Annotated in this window: 13 protein-coding genes and 4 pseudogenes; 7 read left to right on the forward strand and 10 right to left on the reverse strand. The window is 61.1% G+C overall.

All coding sequences use genetic code 11. The annotated features are described in order from the left end of the window. Together NXT3_RS08525 and NXT3_RS08530 are read left to right on the forward strand one after the other, a co-directional pair. Positions 1 to 831 (forward strand): polysaccharide deacetylase family protein, encoded by an 831-nt coding sequence (locus NXT3_RS08525; RefSeq protein ID WP_104839121.1) that lies wholly within the window; start codon positions 1 to 3, stop codon positions 829 to 831. After that, the gene (locus NXT3_RS08530) at positions 831 to 2642 is read left to right on the forward strand and encodes a tetratricopeptide repeat protein (protein ID WP_104839122.1); all 1812 of its coding nucleotides are present in this window, start codon (positions 831 to 833) and stop codon (positions 2640 to 2642) included. Before NXT3_RS08525 ends, NXT3_RS08530 begins: the two co-directional genes overlap by 1 nt. A 51-nt stretch (positions 2643 to 2693) precedes the next feature. On the opposite strand, the gene galE is transcribed toward NXT3_RS08530, so the two are convergent. Then, positions 2694 to 3707: a UDP-glucose 4-epimerase GalE gene (gene galE / locus NXT3_RS08535; RefSeq protein WP_097526723.1), complete on the reverse strand. Its 1014-nt coding sequence runs from the start codon at positions 3705 to 3707 to the stop codon at positions 2694 to 2696. Between the two features lie 1005 nt (positions 3708 to 4712). Here galE and NXT3_RS08540 point away from each other — a divergent pair. Further along, entirely contained in the window at positions 4713 to 6260 is a 1548-nt protein-coding gene (locus NXT3_RS08540; RefSeq protein WP_104839958.1) for a phosphomannomutase/phosphoglucomutase, read from the forward strand. Positions 6261 to 6313: 53 nt separating this feature from the next. Further along, positions 6314 to 8613 (forward strand): annotated as a pseudogene (locus NXT3_RS08545) (AGE family epimerase/isomerase). Between the two features lie 1317 nt (positions 8614 to 9930). Here the strand turns inward: NXT3_RS08545 and NXT3_RS33060 are convergent. Next, positions 9931 to 10067: pseudogene (locus NXT3_RS33060) on the reverse strand (low affinity iron permease family protein); the annotation flags it as partial. 616 nt (positions 10068 to 10683) lie between these two features. Here NXT3_RS33060 and NXT3_RS08565 point away from each other — a divergent pair. The 3 genes and pseudogenes from NXT3_RS08565 (at position 10684) to NXT3_RS08575 (ending at position 12167) form a co-directional block, all read left to right on the forward strand. Continuing rightward, positions 10684 to 10869 carry a hypothetical protein gene (locus NXT3_RS08565; RefSeq protein ID WP_103451176.1) on the forward strand — a complete coding sequence of 62 codons (186 nt, stop codon included), beginning with the start codon at positions 10684 to 10686 and terminating at the stop codon, positions 10867 to 10869. A gap of 65 nt (positions 10870 to 10934) precedes the next feature. Then, entirely contained in the window at positions 10935 to 11171 is a 237-nt protein-coding gene (locus tag NXT3_RS08570) for a hypothetical protein (protein ID WP_097524738.1), read from the forward strand. Positions 11172 to 11351: 180 nt separating this feature from the next. After that, positions 11352 to 12167, forward strand: a pseudogene (locus NXT3_RS08575) (non-homologous end-joining DNA ligase). A gap of 38 nt (positions 12168 to 12205) precedes the next feature. Here the strand turns inward: NXT3_RS08575 and NXT3_RS08580 are convergent. The 8 genes and pseudogenes from NXT3_RS08580 to NXT3_RS08610 all read right to left on the reverse strand — a co-directional run bounded on the left by NXT3_RS08580 (position 12206) and on the right by NXT3_RS08610 (position 18602). Beyond that, positions 12206 to 12448, reverse strand: coding sequence for an AbrB family transcriptional regulator (locus NXT3_RS08580; protein ID WP_210207160.1), 243 nt, complete (start codon positions 12446 to 12448; stop codon positions 12206 to 12208). 184 nt (positions 12449 to 12632) lie between these two features. Next, entirely contained in the window at positions 12633 to 12794 is a 162-nt protein-coding gene (locus NXT3_RS32300) for an antibiotic biosynthesis monooxygenase family protein (RefSeq protein ID WP_234819673.1), read from the reverse strand. 11 nt (positions 12795 to 12805) lie between these two features. Beyond that, on the reverse strand, positions 12806 to 13108 hold the full coding sequence (locus NXT3_RS32305) for a cupin domain-containing protein (protein WP_272938886.1): 303 nt from the start codon (positions 13106 to 13108) through the stop codon (positions 12806 to 12808). 93 nt (positions 13109 to 13201) lie between these two features. After that, positions 13202 to 14578 (reverse strand): annotated as a pseudogene (locus NXT3_RS08590) (NAD-dependent succinate-semialdehyde dehydrogenase); the annotation flags it as partial. Next, positions 14575 to 15405, reverse strand: coding sequence for a hydroxypyruvate isomerase family protein (locus tag NXT3_RS08595; protein ID WP_097524740.1), 831 nt, complete (start codon positions 15403 to 15405; stop codon positions 14575 to 14577). The gene NXT3_RS08595 and the pseudogene NXT3_RS08590, both read right to left, overlap by 4 nt. Next, entirely contained in the window at positions 15405 to 16481 is a 1077-nt protein-coding gene (locus NXT3_RS08600) for an Ldh family oxidoreductase (protein ID WP_097524741.1), read from the reverse strand. The genes NXT3_RS08595 and NXT3_RS08600 overlap by 1 nt, the downstream gene beginning before the upstream one ends. A gap of 38 nt (positions 16482 to 16519) precedes the next feature. Continuing rightward, positions 16520 to 18031, reverse strand: coding sequence for a tripartite tricarboxylate transporter permease (locus NXT3_RS08605; protein ID WP_104839127.1), 1512 nt, complete (start codon positions 18029 to 18031; stop codon positions 16520 to 16522). Between the two features lie 73 nt (positions 18032 to 18104). Next, positions 18105 to 18602: a tripartite tricarboxylate transporter TctB family protein gene (locus NXT3_RS08610; RefSeq protein ID WP_104839128.1), complete on the reverse strand. Its 498-nt coding sequence runs from the start codon at positions 18600 to 18602 to the stop codon at positions 18105 to 18107. Positions 18603 to 18604: the final 2 nt, after the last annotated feature.

Genomic DNA, 18604 nt, shown 5'->3' on the forward strand with positions numbered 1-18604 from the left:
ATGCAAGCGATTCCAATCCTGCTCTACCACAGCGTCAGCGAAGACTTCGCGCCGGCGTATCGCCACTGGTCGATACCGCCCGCCAAATTCAAAGCTCAGATGGCTGCGCTGGCAGAATGCGGCTACCGACCGATGACAGTTCAGGAGCTCGCTTTGTTGCGGCGAAGTGGCCAGCCATTGTCCCGGAGGACTTGCTTCATAACGTTCGACGATGGGCTGCTGGATTTTTTCGAAGGGGCAATGCCGGTACTGACTTCGCATGGCTTCCGGGCAACGCTTTTCGTAGTCTCCGGATTCGTCGGCAGGACCAGCCGCTGGCTCACTTGCCTTGGAGAAGGCAACCGTCCGATGCTGGATTGGCGGAAATTGCGCGAGTTGCATGGGCTTGGCATAGAGATCGGCGCGCACACGGTGAGCCATCCAGAGCTCGATATACTTACGCACCAGCAGGCGACACGCGAGATCCAAGACAGCAAATTCGCGCTGGAAGACGGGCTCGGCGACACGGTTGCGACGTTCGCCTATCCTCATGGCTATGCCACCAGAACGATCCGCAGGCTCGCGGAGGAGGCGGGCTATATTGCGGCGTGCCGCGTGGGCAATGCCCTAAGCGCTGATACTGAGGGCCTATTCGAACTGTCGCGTGTTACCGTTACAAGCGACATCGCGCCCGCAGACCTTATTGACCTCATGGACACATCGAGGCTTCCAGTCGCGCCGCCGGCAGACCGTTTGATCGCTCGGGGGTGGCGAGCAGCACGGCGGGTCCGGGCTTTGCACCGTTCTCTGGCCCGGACCTTTCGAAGCGGCGGACAGGAAAGGGACTCGTGATGCGCCGCTCCCTGCGGATTGGCCTGGCTCGAGCGATCCTCCTACTGAGCATGCCGATTCTTCCCGGGGTGTCGGGAGATGTATCGGGCGACGAGTTGCCAACCGGTGCGTTGACAGCAAACTTTCCGGCGGACGAGGCGCAGCCTGCACTCGGACGCACGCTGTCGGAACTAGCCGACCTCTACATTGCACGGCGCATCGACCGGACGACCGTAGAGCGCCATCTTGGCGAGTACCAGCAGATGCTGCGCCAGGCGGGCGCTGATGCGCTCTTAGCGGTTTCAGCACCCTCTCCGCTTGCGGGCACCGTTGCGGACCTACCTGACGGCCGCCTCGCGCTCAATCTCTACGAGCGCGCTATTACCCTCGGGGATTCGGGCGCTTTGATCGGAGTGGGTAATCTGTATTTACGGGGACAATTCCTCGAGGGAGCTCCTGAACCGGAAAGAGCATTCGAGGCGTACGCCAGAGCCGCAGCGCAAGGCAATCTGGAAGGCAAGCTCCGGGTCGCCGAGTTACGAATTCGCGGCGAAGGAACCGAACGCGACATCGTGGCTGGCTTCACAGCGCTGCAGGAGCTGACGCGGGCCGATGATGCGCGTGTGCTACAGGCGCTCGCTGGCCTATGCCTGTCTGGACGTATAGCCGTGCGGTCGGATCTGGCATTGACAGCCTTGGAGAGAGCCGCCGCTATATTCGGCTCCGCCGAGGCTTATTTGCGACTGGGCGATCTCTATTCACGTGGGGAGGATGTGCCAGCAGATTACTTCCTCGCCATCGAACACTACCGGCGGGCAGCGGCGAAAGGCTCCATCGACGCGACCGTGAAAATTGCGGAGATGCAAGCGCGAGGCCAGGGCACGCGGAAAGACGTTATCGGCGCGCTGGCAGAACTTCACGACCTTGGCAGAAGTGGTGAAGCGCGGGCTTTGCTTGCTCTCGGCGATCACTATGGAACGGGCGAGGTCGTGCCGATCGAAGCGAGTTTGGCGAGGAACTACTATGAATCGGCTGCCGGGAAAGGCAGCACGACTGCACTTCTTCGCCTCGGTGACGGCTACCGCAAAGGACTTTTCGGCTCGCGTAACCTCGCGAAGGCCGCAGACTCCTACCGGAAGGCCTGGGAGGCGGGGAATCGCGGTGCGGCCATCGCTCTGGGTGTCCTCGAGGCCTCCGCCGGCCGGAAAAGAATCGCCGCAAACGGAACCGCTCGCCTGCGTCGGGCAGCAAATGAAGGTGTCGATGGAGCCGCCGTCGCCCTCGCCGACGCGATGTTCTACGGCTATGGCACCGCAAGGGATCCGTCCGGGGCTCTTAGTCTTCTCGAAGCGGCGCGAAGCAAGGGTGATCGCCAGGCTTTGCTCGCTTTAGTAGCAGCTTACCGGGACGGCAAGCAGGACGGCAAGGAGCGGCTTGTGCGAAAGGCCCCGAGAAAGGCAAAGGCACTGCTTACGGCATCGATCGAGATGCTGCCTGTGCCGGCAAGGAACGTTCAGCAATTTCTCTTTGCCGCGGCAACAGCGAAAACCAGGGCGTTCGCCGATCTCAACCAGCGTCTGTCGGCTCTTTCTCAGCCGGAACGCAGGCAGATCGTACGTGATTTGCCCAAAGTCAATTCAGGTCTGTTCGCTTACGTCGTGAAGGCCCGTTTGAAAGAGCTGGGGGCTCGCATCGGAAGGATTGATGGGCGATTCAACCGGTCGTTCATCAGAGCCGTTGTAAAATACTGTCGCGCCACCGCTTCCAACCGTCGGTGCAACCGCGGCGCCAGAAATCCCGAGGTTGTCGAAATCGTGTCCTACGCTTTTTGAAAGGTGCCAACCGGCTTTACTATCCACTCCAGAAGCCGTCCGTTTGAAGTGCTACAGCACTCTTCGTGCGTCTGAAACGCACGGCGCTCTGGAAAGGCGATCTTCCCATATGAGCGCCGTTCGTATGATGAAAGAAAGATCATCATATTGCGGCTTCCAGTCGAGTTCCTGCATCGCGACGGTGGGGTTGGCGACGATCGATACCGGATCCCCTGGTCGGCGGGCCCCTTTGCGCACCGGGAAATCGACGCCGGAAACCGCTTTGACCTGATCCAATACCTCCAGCACCGAGAAGCCACGGCCATAGCCGCAGTTCGCAATGATCGACCTGCCGCCGGCACGCATGCGCTGCACGGCTTTCAAGTGGGCATTTGCAAGGTCCGTGACGTGAATGTAATCGCGAACGCAGGTGCCGTCTGGCGTCGGATAGTCGGTGCCGTACACTTCGATGCCGTTGCGCTTGCCGAGCGCGGCTTCGATCGCGACCTTGATGAGATGGGTGGCACCAGCTGTCGACTGACCGGTGCGGCCATGTGGGTCTGCGCCTGCAACATTGAAATAGCGCAGCGCCGTATAGGTGAAGTCGTATGCGGCCGCGATGTCGCGCAGCATCATTTCGGTCATTAGTTTCGATGTGCCGTAGGGTGACTCGGGGTGCAGCGCTGCGGTCTCGGCCACTGGTCCGGCATTCTCCGGCGTGCCATACACCGCGGCCGTGGAGGAAAATACGAAATACGGCACCTTGCCTTCAAGAGCGGCGGCGATCAGAGCGCACGAACTGACGGTGTTGTTTTCGTAATAGGACAGCGGATCGGCGATCGATTCCGGAACGGTGATCGAGCCGGCGAAATGGACGATTGTATCGATTGCATTTTCGGAGAAGATCATCCGGAGAAGACCACGGTCCGCAATGTCACCTTCGTAAAAACGGGCTGCCGGGCCGACTGCCCAGCGGAACCCGGTCGACAACCGATCGAGCACGACAACCTCTTCACCGGCATCGATGAGCAGGCAGACCATGTGGCTACCAATGTAGCCCGCTCCGCCCGTAACCAGGACCGACATCACTGCCACTCCTATGTGCCATCCGTTGCTTCGCCGGTGATCGCCGGAATTCGTCTCGGCCTACTGGGGCTCACCGGTCCTGGCATCGCGGAAACCGCACTGCCGCGACGCCAGCAGGAAGCACTCGTGAAAACCAGTGCGTTGCGACTCGAACGCCTGCAAATACTCAGAAGTTCGAGCCGGCTCTCGCTCGAGAGGTACTCCGCCCCCGGTTCGGGGGATGCCTGTCGCTCTAAGGCATAATAAAGCCAAAGGAGACGTAAGTTCAAGTTTTCCATATAGTACATTTGGTTGGTTCAGTATGCGTAGATCTAATTAACCCATTAGGGGTAAAACTCCGGAACTATTGCTGAGTTGACATCGAGCACGCTGTAACTTTATTCGATGGCTCGCCTAATGCGTTGATTGAAACCGACAGTACGCGCTCGGGTTCCCCAAACCGGGCAAGGAGGCGCGGCTGCTGATGTTAAAAAGACAATAAAGGTAGCCCAAACGGGCTATGTACTGAAATCTCTAGACTAAAAGTTCAAAATGCAGCTCACCTATACATACTTCCAACTGGTTTGGATTTATGCTAAATTCTAACCCTCGTACTAGCTCTTTTGGAGAGCAGTGATAACGCCAACCAAGCCAATTTTTCATATCTATTTGCTTTGGCTTCGCAGGTGCTTTTGATAGGCATTTTTGAGCGGTGTTGGGTGCGGTTCAGCCGGTCCTTTCCGTCTCATACTGCCGCGAGAGCGGAGTTTCCAACATGTCAGTGGCTCGACTCAGAGACAGCACCGCGCTCGAACTGCATGCACCGAGCGCAAAGACAGATTTCAATCCGCGTGAGAGCACTACCAAGGTGCATACCCGGACTGTCGTGAAAGAGCCGAAGGTTACGAAGGGGAACAGTGTTGCTTACAAGTTGAGAGATATGCTTTCCCTCGAGGCCGAGCCGGGAATGGCGCAACCACGATCCTGCAGTCGCTCCGAACTTTGGCGGTGCGCGGGACGGTGCAGGTGAAAATCGTCCGTGCCGGCTCGTCACAAGCGCCTGAGCCCCTCCAACATGCCGGACCCGACAAGCTTACCGACGAGACAAGGACGTTGATAAGGCCGACCGGGTTTCGGGAATATGATGGCCGTTGGTGGTTCGGCCGACCCGGTGCTGGCAAGACCCCGGAGCTGAACTTGATGGGCGCGCAGGCGCTGGGAATGGGGCTCGGCACCTTCATTCGACGCTCGGGCGCCGGCCCGGAAATCGTGACGGGACACGACTTTCGCTCCTATTCGCTGGCAATCAAGCTCGCGTTGGTTTGCGGGCTGATGGCCGCGGGCGCGCGCGTCAAGGACATCGGGCTGGCGCTGTCTCCGATGGCGTACTTCGCGCAGTTCGCGCTCGACACGCGCTCTGTGGCGATGGTGACCGCTTCGCACAACGAAAACGGCTGGACCGGCTTCAAAATGGGCGTGGCCCGTCCGTTGACCTTTGGGCCGGACGAGATGGCGCAGTTGAGAAGAATCGTGCTGGAAGCCGACTTCGACCTGACCGGCGGCGGAGCCTACGAGTTCGTTCCAGACTTCCGCCGGCGCTATATCGACGATCTGGTCCGCTGCAGGCGCATCGGTCGGAGACTAAAGGTCGTCGCGGCCTGCGGCAACGGCACGGCCGGCGCTTTCGCGCCTGAGGTTTTGGAGCGGATCGGCTGCGAGGTGATCGTGCTCGACTGCGAGCTCGACCATTCCTTTCCTCGCTATAATCCCAATCCCGAGGACCTGAAGATGCTGCGCGCCATTCGCGACAAGGTGCTGGAAAGCGGCGCGGATGTCGGACTGGGCTTCGATGGCGACGGTGACCGCCTCGGGGTCGTCGACAACGAAGGCAGGAAGATCTTCGCCGACAAGGTTGGAGTGATGCTGGCGCGGGATCTTTCCGCCTTGCATCCGGCTTCGACCTTCGTGGTCGACGTCAAATCGACCGGCCTGTTTGCGACCGATCCGGTGCTGCAGGCAAACGGCGCTCACACCGATTATTGGAAGACCGGCCACTCCTACATCAAGCGCAGGGTCGCCGAATTGGGGGCCATTGCGGGATTCGAGAAGTCGGGCCATTTCTTCTTCGCCCCCCCGCTAGGGCGCGGCTACGACGATGGGCTTGCCGCCGCGATCGCCGTTTGCGAGATGCTTGACCGCAATCCGGGCAGCAACTTGGCCGATCTCTACCGGGCACTGCCGGTGACTTGGGCCTCGCCGACGATGTCTCCATACTGCGACGATGAGGTCAAGTACGCCGTCGTCGAGCACACTAAAGAGCGTTTCTGGACGATGCGGCAGGAGGGACTGCCGATCGCCGGCCAGAAGATCATCGATCTCACCACCGTCAACGGCGTGCGGGTCACAGTCGAGGACGGGACTTGGGGACTGGTTCGGGCCTCTTCCAACAAGCCGGAACTGGTCGTGGTAGTGGAAAGCCCCGTTTCGGGAGCGCGCCGGCATGCGATGTTCGAGGCTATCGACCGGATACTCCGGGAGCATGCGGAGGTCGGCGCCTATAACCAGAGCCTTTAGCGCGGTGAAGACGATCGCGCGGCATCCCATCCCCCGGAAGGAAGGGCGAGTGCATGGCAGAGCGGATCTCCTGCTTCGTGATGTGTGGAGGCGTCGGCTCGCGGCTTTGGCCGCTGTCGCGCGAGGACTATCCCAAGCAGTTCCACGACCTTGTCGGCCACGGCTCGATGCTCGCCAGCACCGTCGTGCGGTTGGGGGCCAGGGGAGCCGGCGATACGCCTGTCTACGTGATCGCCTCGGAGCGCCATGCCGACCGGGTGAGATCTGACATTGCTGGCATCGAATTGGCGGGCGGGCACCTGATCTTTGAGCCTATCGGGCGAAACACGGCCGCCGCCGTAGCTGTGGCCGCACTCGAGACGATTGCCGTCCACGGTGACGGGCTGGTTCTGACCGTTCCCTCCGACCACGAGATTTCCACCGACGAGCAGTTCTGGGAAACCGTGGAAAGGGGCGTGACTTCCGCTCAAGCGGGAAAGCTCGTTGTCTTCGCATCTGGCCGGACCGCCCGGAGACCGGCTACGGCTATATCGAGGTAGTCGGCGATGGCGATGTCCGAGATGTCGCCCGCTTCGTCGAGAAGCCCGGTCTCAAGGCTGCCAAAGCCTATATCGCGTCTGGAAAGTTTCTCTGGAATGCCGGCATTTTCCTGTTCCGCGCCACCACCATGCGCTCCGCTTTCCGCAAACACCAGGTCGAGATGTGGGTAAAGACGGAGCGCGCGCTCGCAGCAGCGTTCAGGGATCTGTCGGGCACCTATTTGCCGCTTGGGCTCTATTCGACGATACCGTCTATCTCGATCGACTATGCCATCATGGAGCATGCTAGCGACATCGCGATGGTACCGGCGAGCTTCCAGTGGAGCGATCTCGGTTCCTGGCAGTCTCTGCTCGACATCAGTCGTACGGATGCGAAGGGCAACGTCGTGGCAGGCGACGTTATCGCGATCGACTGCAAGCACTCCTACCTGCGCAGTCAGGGCCGGCTGCTCTCGGTGGTCGGGCTAAGGGACATCGCGATCGTGGCAACGGCCGACGCGACCTTTGTTGCCCCTGTTGCCAAGAGCCAGGACGTCAGACGAATCGTCGAACAACTGGAGAGGAGCGGGCGCCTGGAGGGGAAGTTCACACCCGCGGCCGGCCGCGTGCTGCTGCCCGGCGCCTGGAGGAAGCGCGTCGCCCACTGGTTGTTCGACGAAACGCTGCCGCTGTGGTCGACCGCAGGCGTCGACGAGCGTCACGGCGGTTTCCACGAAGCGCTGAGCTTCGAGGCTATGCCGCTTATGAAGCCGAAGCGCATGCGTACGATGGCCCGCCAGGTCTGTGCCTTTTCAATGGCGAAGCTGCGCGGGTGGGAAGGTGATGCCGACCGGTTGATCGCACACGGTATCACTTTCATGGAGAAGGGGCGTACGAAACGCGGCGGTTGGGCGCGGATGCTCCACGTAGACGGCACGGTCGCCGACGCTTGTGAGGACGCTTTTGATCACGCGTGCGTGATGCTTATGCTCGCCTACGCTCATCAGGCCGGCAATTCCGATGCGCTACGGCTCGGCCAGGAGACATTTGCATTCTTGGACTCGCATCTGGAGGATGAACGACTGACCGGCTTCTTGGAAACCTCGCAGGGGAGCGGGCAGCGACGGCGCAGTAACTCGCACATGCATTTGCTTGAAGCCTTCCTGGCTTGGTACGCGGCAACCGGAGAGCGGAGCTATTTGCGGCGTGCTGCCGGTATCATCGATCTTTTCCGCAGCCATTTTTTCGATGCGGAAAACTGGACGGTCGGCGAATATTTCGACGAAGCTTGGAGGCCTGCCCGCGGCGAGAAGGGCGAGTGGACCGAGCCCGGCCATCACTTCGAGTGGGCTTCGCTGTTGGTTGATTTCGCAGCGGAGAGTGGGCAGGCCGATCTGACTACCTTTGCCCGCAAGCTCTACGCCTCCGCGGTCGCCAACGGGCTCAATCGCTCGACCGGGCTCGCCTATGGCGCGGTGTCGCGCTCGGGCCTTCCGCTCGACCTCGTCTCTCGCAGCTGGCCGCAGGCCGAGGCAATCAAGGCCGCGCTCGGGCTGGAAGGCACCGGTGGACCGGGTCTTAAGCCCGAAATCGAGTCTCGGGTGGCCCGCCTGTTTCACTGGCACATCGACCCGGCGCCCCTCGGCATGTGGATTGATCGCATTGATGAAAACGGCAGGGCACTCGCGACCGAGGTGCCGGCCTCAATTTTCTACCATCTCGTCACCGCGCTCATGCTGTACCTCGACAAGACGGAAGGCGCCGAGCCGGTCGACCAATTGCCTGCATCTCCCGATCGCAGTCCCACGGAGGCGGGTCGCTATTCCGCAAAATAGTCGTGGCACACCGACGCGAGGAGTGCAGTCGTGCGGACGGTCACGCCGCCGCCGATCCGGCTGATCGACCACCGCAACCCGTCGGCCCGAGCGGCCAACTCGTACGCGATCGACATGCCTCCAAGAAGCGCGTCGCGTTGCAGCCACGCCAGCTCTTATGATGCCGGTGGCTTCAGAGGATTGAAATCCGTGGGAGACATGACGCTAGCTCCTTCCTTGGGATAATTGTCCGTCATCGATCGATCATGGGGTCCAGGGAGTGTGGCTCGTAGGCATCGAGAGCATGGGCAATTGCCTGAAGTCGACCTGCGCCGACCTTGCTGAGGCCGTTTTCGTATTCTGTATCTGTTGATATGTCACGCTAACGGCCATCGCGAGCGCGCTCTGTGTCATGCCCGTCAAGAGACGCCGCGCTCGGATTCTTCGGCCAACTTGAAGATCAATCGGGTCTGGTTTTCTGTTCTCCAGTGGACGGCTGAGCAATCAGTTCTCCCTGCAAGGTGAATTGGATGCGCTGCGCACGTCGCCTCAACGAAGCTGGCTTCAGCTCGCCGGGAAACGGAGTTAGGAGTGTAGCCACTCAACGGCGGTCTCTCTTAGAGCAAAAGAATTGGTGGCGCGTCAGACCTTTGACCGCCTCAGCATGCTGCCGGCACCAGACTAAAATCCCTTTGAGGTCAGGTAGGGCAGGGGGAGTTGTGCGATGCTGCGTGGCAGTTGCTCGGTCGGGGCTGCTGCAACGGAAGGACTGGTCGTCCGCCCTACTGAAGACAGGCAGGCGAGGGCGGCAGTGCACGTGGAGCAGATCCAGGTCAACAAGCGCCTTGCATCCGGCGCCAACAGGAGGAGTGCTCGCGACACGAAGCAGAGAGCGAGGCGAGAATTGCGGTCGATACTGGCGCGGCTGTACTTGGACTGATCGCGATCTCGGGCGGCTGGGCGCACGATGAAGCCGCCCGTGCTGCTGATCGGCGGGCGCTTTGCTTGTGTGAATACTCGAGGACCGAGCAGAAACGAAACCTGACGATCGCCATTCGGCGCCAACGGCGGAGGCTGCGGTTCCTCGCAGCTCTCGCTTTTCCGTAATTCTTCTGGTGGTAGACATCGCAGCGGCGGAGTGGGCTTCGCCTTGGCGGTTACCGTCGCTTCAGGTCACCTGCAGATTAATTAAGCCAAGAATAATCCGATCATCGTCGCCGCGAAAATAGCGATCACCGCAGTAAGCGCGATTGACAACATGGTCCGCTGGTCAGAACTCATTCCAGTTGCTCCGTGGTCGATGATAGCAAAAGAGCAGTGCGAATCAGTTCTTGCTTCCCGCTCGACTGCCGCCGCGATGTGCTCCGGCTGTTCATGTTCGAGGCCGACCACGTGGTTTCGGGTCTCACGCATGGATACGATGATTTCGTCGAGCTTGGCGTGGATGGCGAAGTGTCGCGATAGCCTTGAATCAGCCGCTTAAAAGCTTGAAGAAGGGACGTTGCGCTTTCGCCTCAGTTGAGGGAGTCGCGTCATGTATCCTGCCAGCCAAGTAACTTGTGAATCTCCTCTCGGACCGGACGACCTCTGTCTGCTGCAGAGAGTTTTCGACTGCGAATTGGAGCTTCGAAAGCTCCGGGCCGACAGCGAAGAAGCGGAAATACTCGCGCAAAGGCTGATCGACCTGTTCCAGTCGGGCATAAGGAGGGAGGAAGCCCTGCGAGACGTGCTCACAAATAGTAATTGGTAAACTGCCGATCGGCGGGGGCATGGTTCGAGCGGCGTTGTCCCTTACGGACTTCCGGCAGCGCCTTTCGAAAAGGTCGTCCAGTTCAGCGCTCTTTATCGAGAGCAGTTGTTTTCGATGTTGCGGCAGAGCCATCGCCAAGCGGGCTCTGCCCACTCGAACTCTAGACATGTTTTCGCCTGCGGAATTATCTTAAGCCGGCCTTCATTTAGCCGATTGAGCAGGGCGATGACTATTTCCCCGTCACTGATACCGCTTTCGGGAGACAGAAAGTTTCTAATGTCCCGCCGGCAGGGAACCCGCGAACGCCATCTTCGTTCTCCTGAACTACAAGGGAGGGCTCAATGTATCGCCTGCATCGTCAAGATATGCCCGAAAAGAAGGCCTCAACCGCGTTCCCGATCAGCCTGCTGTTGCTCTCGGTTGGCGTTATTCTGGCTTACCTCGCGATCGGCGGGGCTTGGTCGGAAAATAAAACGGAAATGGTCGTCTACACACCGCAGACCGCAGAGGTCCCGAACCCCCGCTAGGGCTTGTCGTACGCGCCGGCTTTCCATGTTCGATGTAAGTTTGCGTGCATTTGGGAGGAGCCTTGATGGCGCATTCAACAAGAAAGATTCAGATTGCACCGACGATGGAGACCGAGGTCGAGCTTGTTGAGCAGGTCGTCTCCGACTGGTGCGAAGTGCACCAGGTCGACCCGAAAAGCCACACGGCGGTGATGGAGGGCTTGGGGGTCCTGTACCTGATGCGAGAGTTCGATATGAAGAACAGAAGGCAGCTTCTGAAAGCGCTACTCGACAGCGACGAAGGGATTAGTCCCGAAGCCTAGTATGTATCTAAGGCTTAATCGACAAGCCTGCCGCGCCTGTTAAGATGAACCCACAGCAAAAATCACTTCCCGTCTCGACTGATGAGCTCGCTGGTCCCCCGTAAGCGATCGGGCTCATCTTTTCTCCACGAAATTTCGAGGGGGCGATCCGATTGGGGGCGTTTGCGTGTGAATGCACGAATGGCAAGAGCGTTCTCGAGGAAACCGCCTGACCCACCTACGCCCGGCTCCGTGCCGGGACGCGTCGATCCATACCTGGCGACGCTTGTCGACAGACCACCTTCCGGGGCCGGACTGGACCTTTGAGGTGAAGTGGGACGGGTACAGGCTAGCCGTTCAGTCCGGCCAGGTACGGATCATGACGCGGGGCGGCTATGACTGGACCGATCGCTTCCCGGCTATCGCAGCCGAGGCGCGGCTTCTTGGGCTGAAGACCGCAATCCTCGACGGCGAGGCGGTCGTGCTCGACGAGCACGGCCGCTCCGAATTCGGCATGCTGCAGCGTGTCCTCGGCTCGCACGCGAGCGCGGCCTCGAGGGGATAGTCCCCAACCGCCGTGACAAGCCCTATCACTCCGGCCGTCGGCCCGACTGGCAGAAGATCACGGGCGTGCGCAGCGACAGCTTCGTGATCGTTGGGTTCGAGCCGCCTACCGTACCTGGCGCGATCGGGCGGCCGCTGCTGGCGGCAAGGAGGAGGGGTGGGCTTGTCTATGTCGGCGGCTGCGCAACCGGCTGGACATGCGCGGAGTCGGCCAAGCTGCGCGAATTGCTCGAGGCAATCCGGACGGATTCGCCGGCGGTGAACCTGAAGAAGAAGAGGGCCGTCTTTGTCGAGCCTGTGCTGGTCGCTGCGGCCGAGAGCCGCGCCACCGAGAACCGCAGCAGAAAACCAGAGCAGATCTTGCACGTTCACTTCCTCGACCGACACGTAGCTGCGCCCGCTTCGGGAGAGAGGCTGGCCGGTCAGAACACCGATCATGAAGGGAAGTGCTAGGACCACGAGGAATATCCGTGCGGCATGGATCAACGAAATCATCCGCTCCCTCCGCGCTCGGCTCCTAGCGTGACCATCTCCACGAGGCCACCGGGCATGCCGGCAAAGAATGCTGTCGGCTGGTCAAATCCGGCAATCCATCTGAAGTAGAGGTAGGAAATCCCGCCCGCTGCACCGATGAAGACAGCCATGCCCGCCAGTGCTATCAACCAAGACGGTGCGTGCGCAAAGACTGCGGGAGAGAAGGATGTGCCAAGCATCGCGCCGATAGCAGCCGTCATTGCGGCCGCGCGACTGGCGGCATGGCGATAGGGAGCCGCATCAGCGCTGCCAAGCATTAGCGATCATTGCTCCGAGCAGCCAGGCGAGGGGCATGTGGAAATGCCACATGACCCAGCCGCCGCCATTCCTGGAAATCAGCAGAGTTGCGGAAATCGATCATGTGATTTTCGACTGTCTCCCATTTTACCAGAAGCCGCTAGATATTGGCGTTTCGACGACTCGGTGGAGGGACACGCCATGGCAACCCTTGGCGCGGAGGAAGAGCGACGCGGCTTTTGCCACGCCCGCCTCGAAGGCGCCTTCCTGTCCTGCCACAACCGCAATTTCCGCGACCTCAACAAACATTCCGGATCCCCTTATGGGTTTGCGGGGCTGTGCTCGGCATCGATCGTGCGGGTCTCTCCAGTCGCAATCATCGTCCGGGTCGCGTCAATGGACGCATAGGTCCAGAAGATGCGCATTGGCTTGTCGGTGGCGTTGATGAACCGATGCGGAACGTTTGCCGGAATCCAGGTCGTGTCATTGGTATCGAGGTGATGCTGGACGCCGTCTATCTCGGCAATCGCCTTGCCCTCGATGACCATTACGCTTTCTTCGCAGTTGTGCTTGTGCAGGCCGATGGCCGCTCCGGGATCGAACGCTGTGATGCCGTTGATCATGCTGGTGGAGCCGCAACCGCGGGTCACAAGCGGTGTGGTGCGAGCACCGCCCCCGCGATCGTTCGTCTTCAACTCCTTGGGCCGCAAAATTGCCGCTTGTGCCTTCGGCGGGCCGATCCAGACGGTCTTGATGTTGACGAACTCGCGAATGCCATAGACGCCGAGCTCGCGGCCATAGCCGGAGCGCTTGATGCCGCCGAAGGGGTAACGCGGGTCAGAGGCGACCATGCCGTTGATGAAGACCGCACCCGCCTCGATCTCGCGGGCGAGGGTGCGGGCCCGGTCTACATCGCGGCTCCAGATCGCCGAGCCGAGGCCGAATTCGGTCTGGTTGGCGAGCCGGATCGCCTCGCCGGCGTCCTTCACCCGAATGATCGCGGCGACGGGTCCGAAGGTCTCTTCTCGGAACGCCGTCATCTCCGGCGTCACATGGTCGAGCACCGTCGGCGAATAGTAGAAACCTTCTCCGTCGATCGGCCTGCCGCCCATCCTGAGCGTTGCGCCGGCAGCGACGGTCTTTTCGACCTGCGCATGCAGGCCGCCCATCAGATTGGCGCGCGCCATCGGACCGATGTTCGTGTCGCGCTTCATCGGATCGCCAATCTTCAGCTTTGCGACACCCGCGCAGAAAAGCTCGACGAAATGATCAGCGACCGCCTCCTCGACGATGAATCGCTTGGCGTTGACGCAGGACTGGCCGACATTGATGTAACGCGCCTTGACGGCGCCGGCGGCAGCCTCCTCGAGATCGGCATCGGCGAGCACGATGAACGGGTCCGATCCGCCGAGTTCGAGCACCTGCTTCTTCAGCGCCTTGCCAGCTTGCGACGCGACGATCGCACCGACTTCGGTCGACCCGGTCAGGGTGACTGCGGCGATCCGGTCATCGGCGATGATGGCGGCCACTTTTGCAGGCTCGATCAGCAGCGTGGCGAACAGCCCTTCGGGGCAGCCGGCCTCCTTCATGATTTCTTCGATCGCCAGCGCGCATTGCGGCACGTTGTTGGCATGCTTGAGGATCGCGCCGTTGCCGGCGGCAAGGGCCGGAGCGGCAAAGCGGAAGAACTGCCAGAACGGATAGTTCCACGGCATGATCGCCAGAACCACACCCAGCGGGTCGAAGGCGACGACGCTCTCCGACGCATTCGAGGCCACCGGTTCATCGGCGAGATACTGCGGCGCATGTTCGGCATAGAAATCGCAGTTATAGGCGCATTTCTCGATCTCGGCTTCCGATTCGACGATCGGCTTGCCCATCTCGAGGGTAATCATCTCGGCATATCTGGCCTTGCCTGCCCGCAGTACCCTTGCCATGCCGCGCAGCAGCCCGACCCGCTCTTCGACCGGCACCTTTCGCCAAGCCTTCTGGGCATCCGCCGCGGCGCTCAGCGCGGCATCGACATAGGCGTCGTCATGGGCTTCGAACCGTGCCAGTTCGCCGCCGTTCGCCGGATTGATTGCTGTAATCATGCGGGTCTCCTGTCTTGCCTCTTTTGCTCGAGCTTGACCGCCATGAGTTGCTTCCAGCGAGGCAGGAAGGCGGCGCTGTCGACTGTGGTCGTGGAAGGGGTGTATTCGAAGCCGATCGCGCCCCCGTAGGCCTGTTCTGCAAGAGTGCCGAGCAGCTCTTCGAAATCGATCGATCCGGTCCCCGGCTCATGCCTGCCCGGATGGTCGGCGATATGGACATGACCGATCCTGTGGGCATTGGCCGGAATCCAATTCTCCAGCGCGACGCCGTTGGCGCGGGCGTGGAATGCGTCCAGCAGCAGCGAGAGATTGCCGGGACCGAAGATATCCTGGATGCGGCTGGCATGGTCGAGCGTCGACATGAAATAGCCTGGCACCGCCGCCTCGCTGATCGCCTCGACCAGGATCTTGACGCTCGTTCCTGCCGTCCGCTCGACGGCATAGCCCAGATTGCGGTGATAGGTTTCCGCCACGGCGGAGACTTCGGCGTTTGTCGGAGCGCCTGCCATCGGATGCACAAAAGGGCAATCGACGGCGATCGCGTAATCGAGCGCCCGGTTGAATCCTTCGCGGAAATCCGGTTCCCGCCCGGGAAGCGCCGCGAGACCCTTCTCGCCTTTGCTGGAATCTTCCATGCCGGCGGCGACTTGCGACAGCACCAAGCCATGGCGGGCAAGTTCGGCCCGCATCTCGGTTGCGGGGATTGCAAAGGGCTGCGGATGCTCGACTGCGGTGAAGCCCGAGCCTGCGGCAGCCGCTATCCTCTCCAGCAGGGGCAGCTCGGTATAGAGATAGCCGATATGGGCGGAGAACAGATTGAGAGCCATCAGGCAGCCTCGCCAGACGACCGCCCAATGGGGAACATCACGCCGATGCGTTCGCCTTCCTTGGTCAGGTCGGCAATCACATTCTCGGTGATCGGGATGCCGGTTCTGAGCCGTTCTTCTTCCCGGCGTTGCTCCGGCTCGCCGGGCATCATGATTTCCTCGACGCCCGCTGCCTTGGGCAGCGCCTTAATGCGCTCGTAGAACTCGTCCATGCGCGCGGCGAAATTCTCGATCGACATGAAGAGGTCGGGCTTGATGGCGAAAAACAGGTGGCCGACATTCTGCGGCTCGCTGTGATCGAAATAGAGACTCTTCACGTCGCCGCCGAAATTCGCCCCGGTGAGCACGCCGGACATCAGGTCCATCAGTGTCGCGAGCACCGAGCCCTTGACGCCGCCGAAGGGCAGGCAAACGCCTTCGAAGGCCTTGGCCGCGTCCGTTGTCGGATTGCCGTCGACGTCGAGGGCAAGTCCTTCCGCGATGCTCTCGCCTTTCATCGCCGCCAGCCGGATCTTGCCTCGGGCAATCACCGTCATTGCCATGTCCATGACGTAGGGAGCGTATTCCCCGCCCGGAATGCCGGCCGCAATGGGGCTCGCGCCGAGGAAGGTGGTGCGGCCGCCCCACATCGGGATCGCCGGCGACGAATTGGTGAAGATCATGGAGATGTAGCCCGCTTCGATCGCTTGCAGCGCATAGAGCGCCCCCATTCCGAAATGCGTGCTGCGGTGGACGCCGACGAGGCCGATACCGTTGGTCTTGGCGAGTGCGATGGCTTCTTCGGTCGCTCGGTGCGAGGCGATGAAGCCCATGCCGTTGTCCCCATCAACGAGGGAGACTGCTCCAGCGACTTTCGACACGGTGACATTAGGCCTCGGATTTACCAGCCCCCGCTGTAATCGTTCGACATACATCGGGATCCGAGACACGCCATGAGAGTCGATGCCGCGGAGGTTGGCCTTGACCAGATCGCCAGCAATCGTCGCCGCATCGGCGTCGGACATTCTGGTCGCCGCGAATATCTTCGTCGCGAAGGCCATCAGTTCGTCGGCCGGGAGGTATTTTACGTTCGACATGGCGGTGTTCCTGGTTGATCGATGACAGACGGCATGGCTCAGACGTGGTTCGCGGCTTCTCTCGCCTGCCGCGCGGCACGCCAGCGCAAAGCGGTGGGAACGAGGACGAGCGTTAAGGCGATGACGATGAGCGCCAGCGAAATCGGATGGGTGAAGAAAACGCTCGCATCACCCTGGCTGATTGTCAGCGCACGGCGGAACTGCTGTTCGGCGAGCGGCCCGAGGATGAGACCAACAATGCAGGGCGCGACCGGGACGTTCAGGACCCGCATACCGAAGCCGATGAGACCGATGATCCACAGCAGCGCCACGTCGACGATGTTGTTGTTGAGGGTATAAGTACCCATCGTCGCAAACAGCAGGATTCCCGAGTAGAGCCAGGGGCGCGGGATGGCCAGCAGCTTCACCCAGACGCCGGCCAGTGGCAGGTTGAGCAGAAGCAGCATGACATTGCCGATATAGAGGCTGGCAATAAGCCCCCAGACGAGCTCGGGATTGCTGTCGAAGAGCAGCGGCCCGGGCTGGATGCCGTATTGCTGGAACGCCGCCAGCATGATCGCCGCCGTCGCGGAGGTCGGCAGACCGAGAGCCAACAGCGGAGCGAGCACGCCGGCCGCAGAGGCGTTGTTGGCTGACTCCGGCCCCGCCACCGCCTCGATTGCGCCATGACCGAACTCTTCCGGGTTCTTCGAAAGACGCTTTTCGGTCAGGTAGGAGAGAAAGGTCGGAATCTCGCTGCCGCCCGCCGGCAGCGCGCCGATCGGAAAACCGAGCGCAGTTCCGCGCAGCCACGGCTTCCAAGAGCGGCGCCAGTCCTCGCGGCTCAGCCATTTCGAGCCCTTGAGCTGGTAGATTTCCTCGGTCTCGAAACAGTGGCGCGCGACGGTGAACAGCGTTTCGCCCACGGCAAAGAGACCCACGGCGACGACCACCACGTCAATGCCGTCCAGAAGCTCGGCAATCCCGAGCGTGAAGCGTGCCTGGCCCGTCTGCAGGTCGAGGCCGACAAGGCCGAGCGCCAGACCGAACAACAGGCTTGCGAGGCCGCGCGAGAGCGAGTCGCCCAGGACCGCAGTGACGGTCGTCAGCGCAAGCACCATGAGTGCGAAATACTCGGTGGGGCCGAAGAGAAGCGCCATCTTGACCATCAGCGGCGCGACGAAAGTGAGCGCGACCGTTGCAATGGTACCGGCGACGAAGGAGCCGATCGCGGCCGTCGCGAGCGCCTGCGCCCCGCGGCCCTTCCGGGCCATGGCATGCCCGTCGAGCGCCGTTACGATCGATGCGGATTCGCCCGGCGTGTTGAGCAGGATCGAGGTCGTCGAGCCGCCATACATGGCGCCGTAGTAGATGCCGGCGAACATGATGAAGGCGCTGGTCGGCTCGAGCCCGTAAGTGACGGGCAAAAGCAGGGCGACCGTGAGCGCCGGGCCGATGCCGGGAAGGACGCCGATTGCCGTGCCAAGCGTCACGCCGACCAGGGACCAGAACAGGTTGTAGGGCGTGACGGCAACGGCGAAGCCGTGGAAGAGTGCTGCAACGGTATCCATGATCAGTGCGCCCCTTGGAGAACTGGGCTCGGTATCGTCGACGTCGTTGGGTTGGCTGGGGTTCGCGGGTGCATCACACCGATCCTCCGAACATGATGATCAGCTCCTCGACGTAGCTGCCGGTTGGCAGATCGAGATCGAGCCCATAGTGGAACACGAGATAGGTGATCGCCGTCAGTGCCAGTCCGATCAGGACATTCCGGACATGCGCGCGGCTACCGAAAGCGATTGCCGAGACGGCGAACAAAAGCGTCCCCGAAATGACCCAGCCCAGCCGCTCCAACAATACGAGTTGCGAGGCAAAAGCGGCGGCGACGATGATCACCGCCTTCCAATCGAGTTCCGGAAACTCCTCCACCTGGAAGCGGTGGAGGAATGCCTCGTAGAGCAATTGCAGGCCGACGGGGACGAGGCCGGTGGCGATCAGGGCCGGAAACAATCCCGGTCCAATGACCGCCTGCGCCGCGATGGGAGGGGTCATCCATGTTTCGATCGCGATGAACAGTCCAAGACTGAGCGTGGCAAGTCCGAGGATTGTCTCACCGATACGGAGACTGGCCGACTTCGACATTG

It is taken from the genome of Sinorhizobium fredii (genome assembly GCF_002944405.1).
GTDB classification, from domain to species: domain Bacteria; phylum Pseudomonadota; class Alphaproteobacteria; order Rhizobiales; family Rhizobiaceae; genus Sinorhizobium; species Sinorhizobium fredii_C.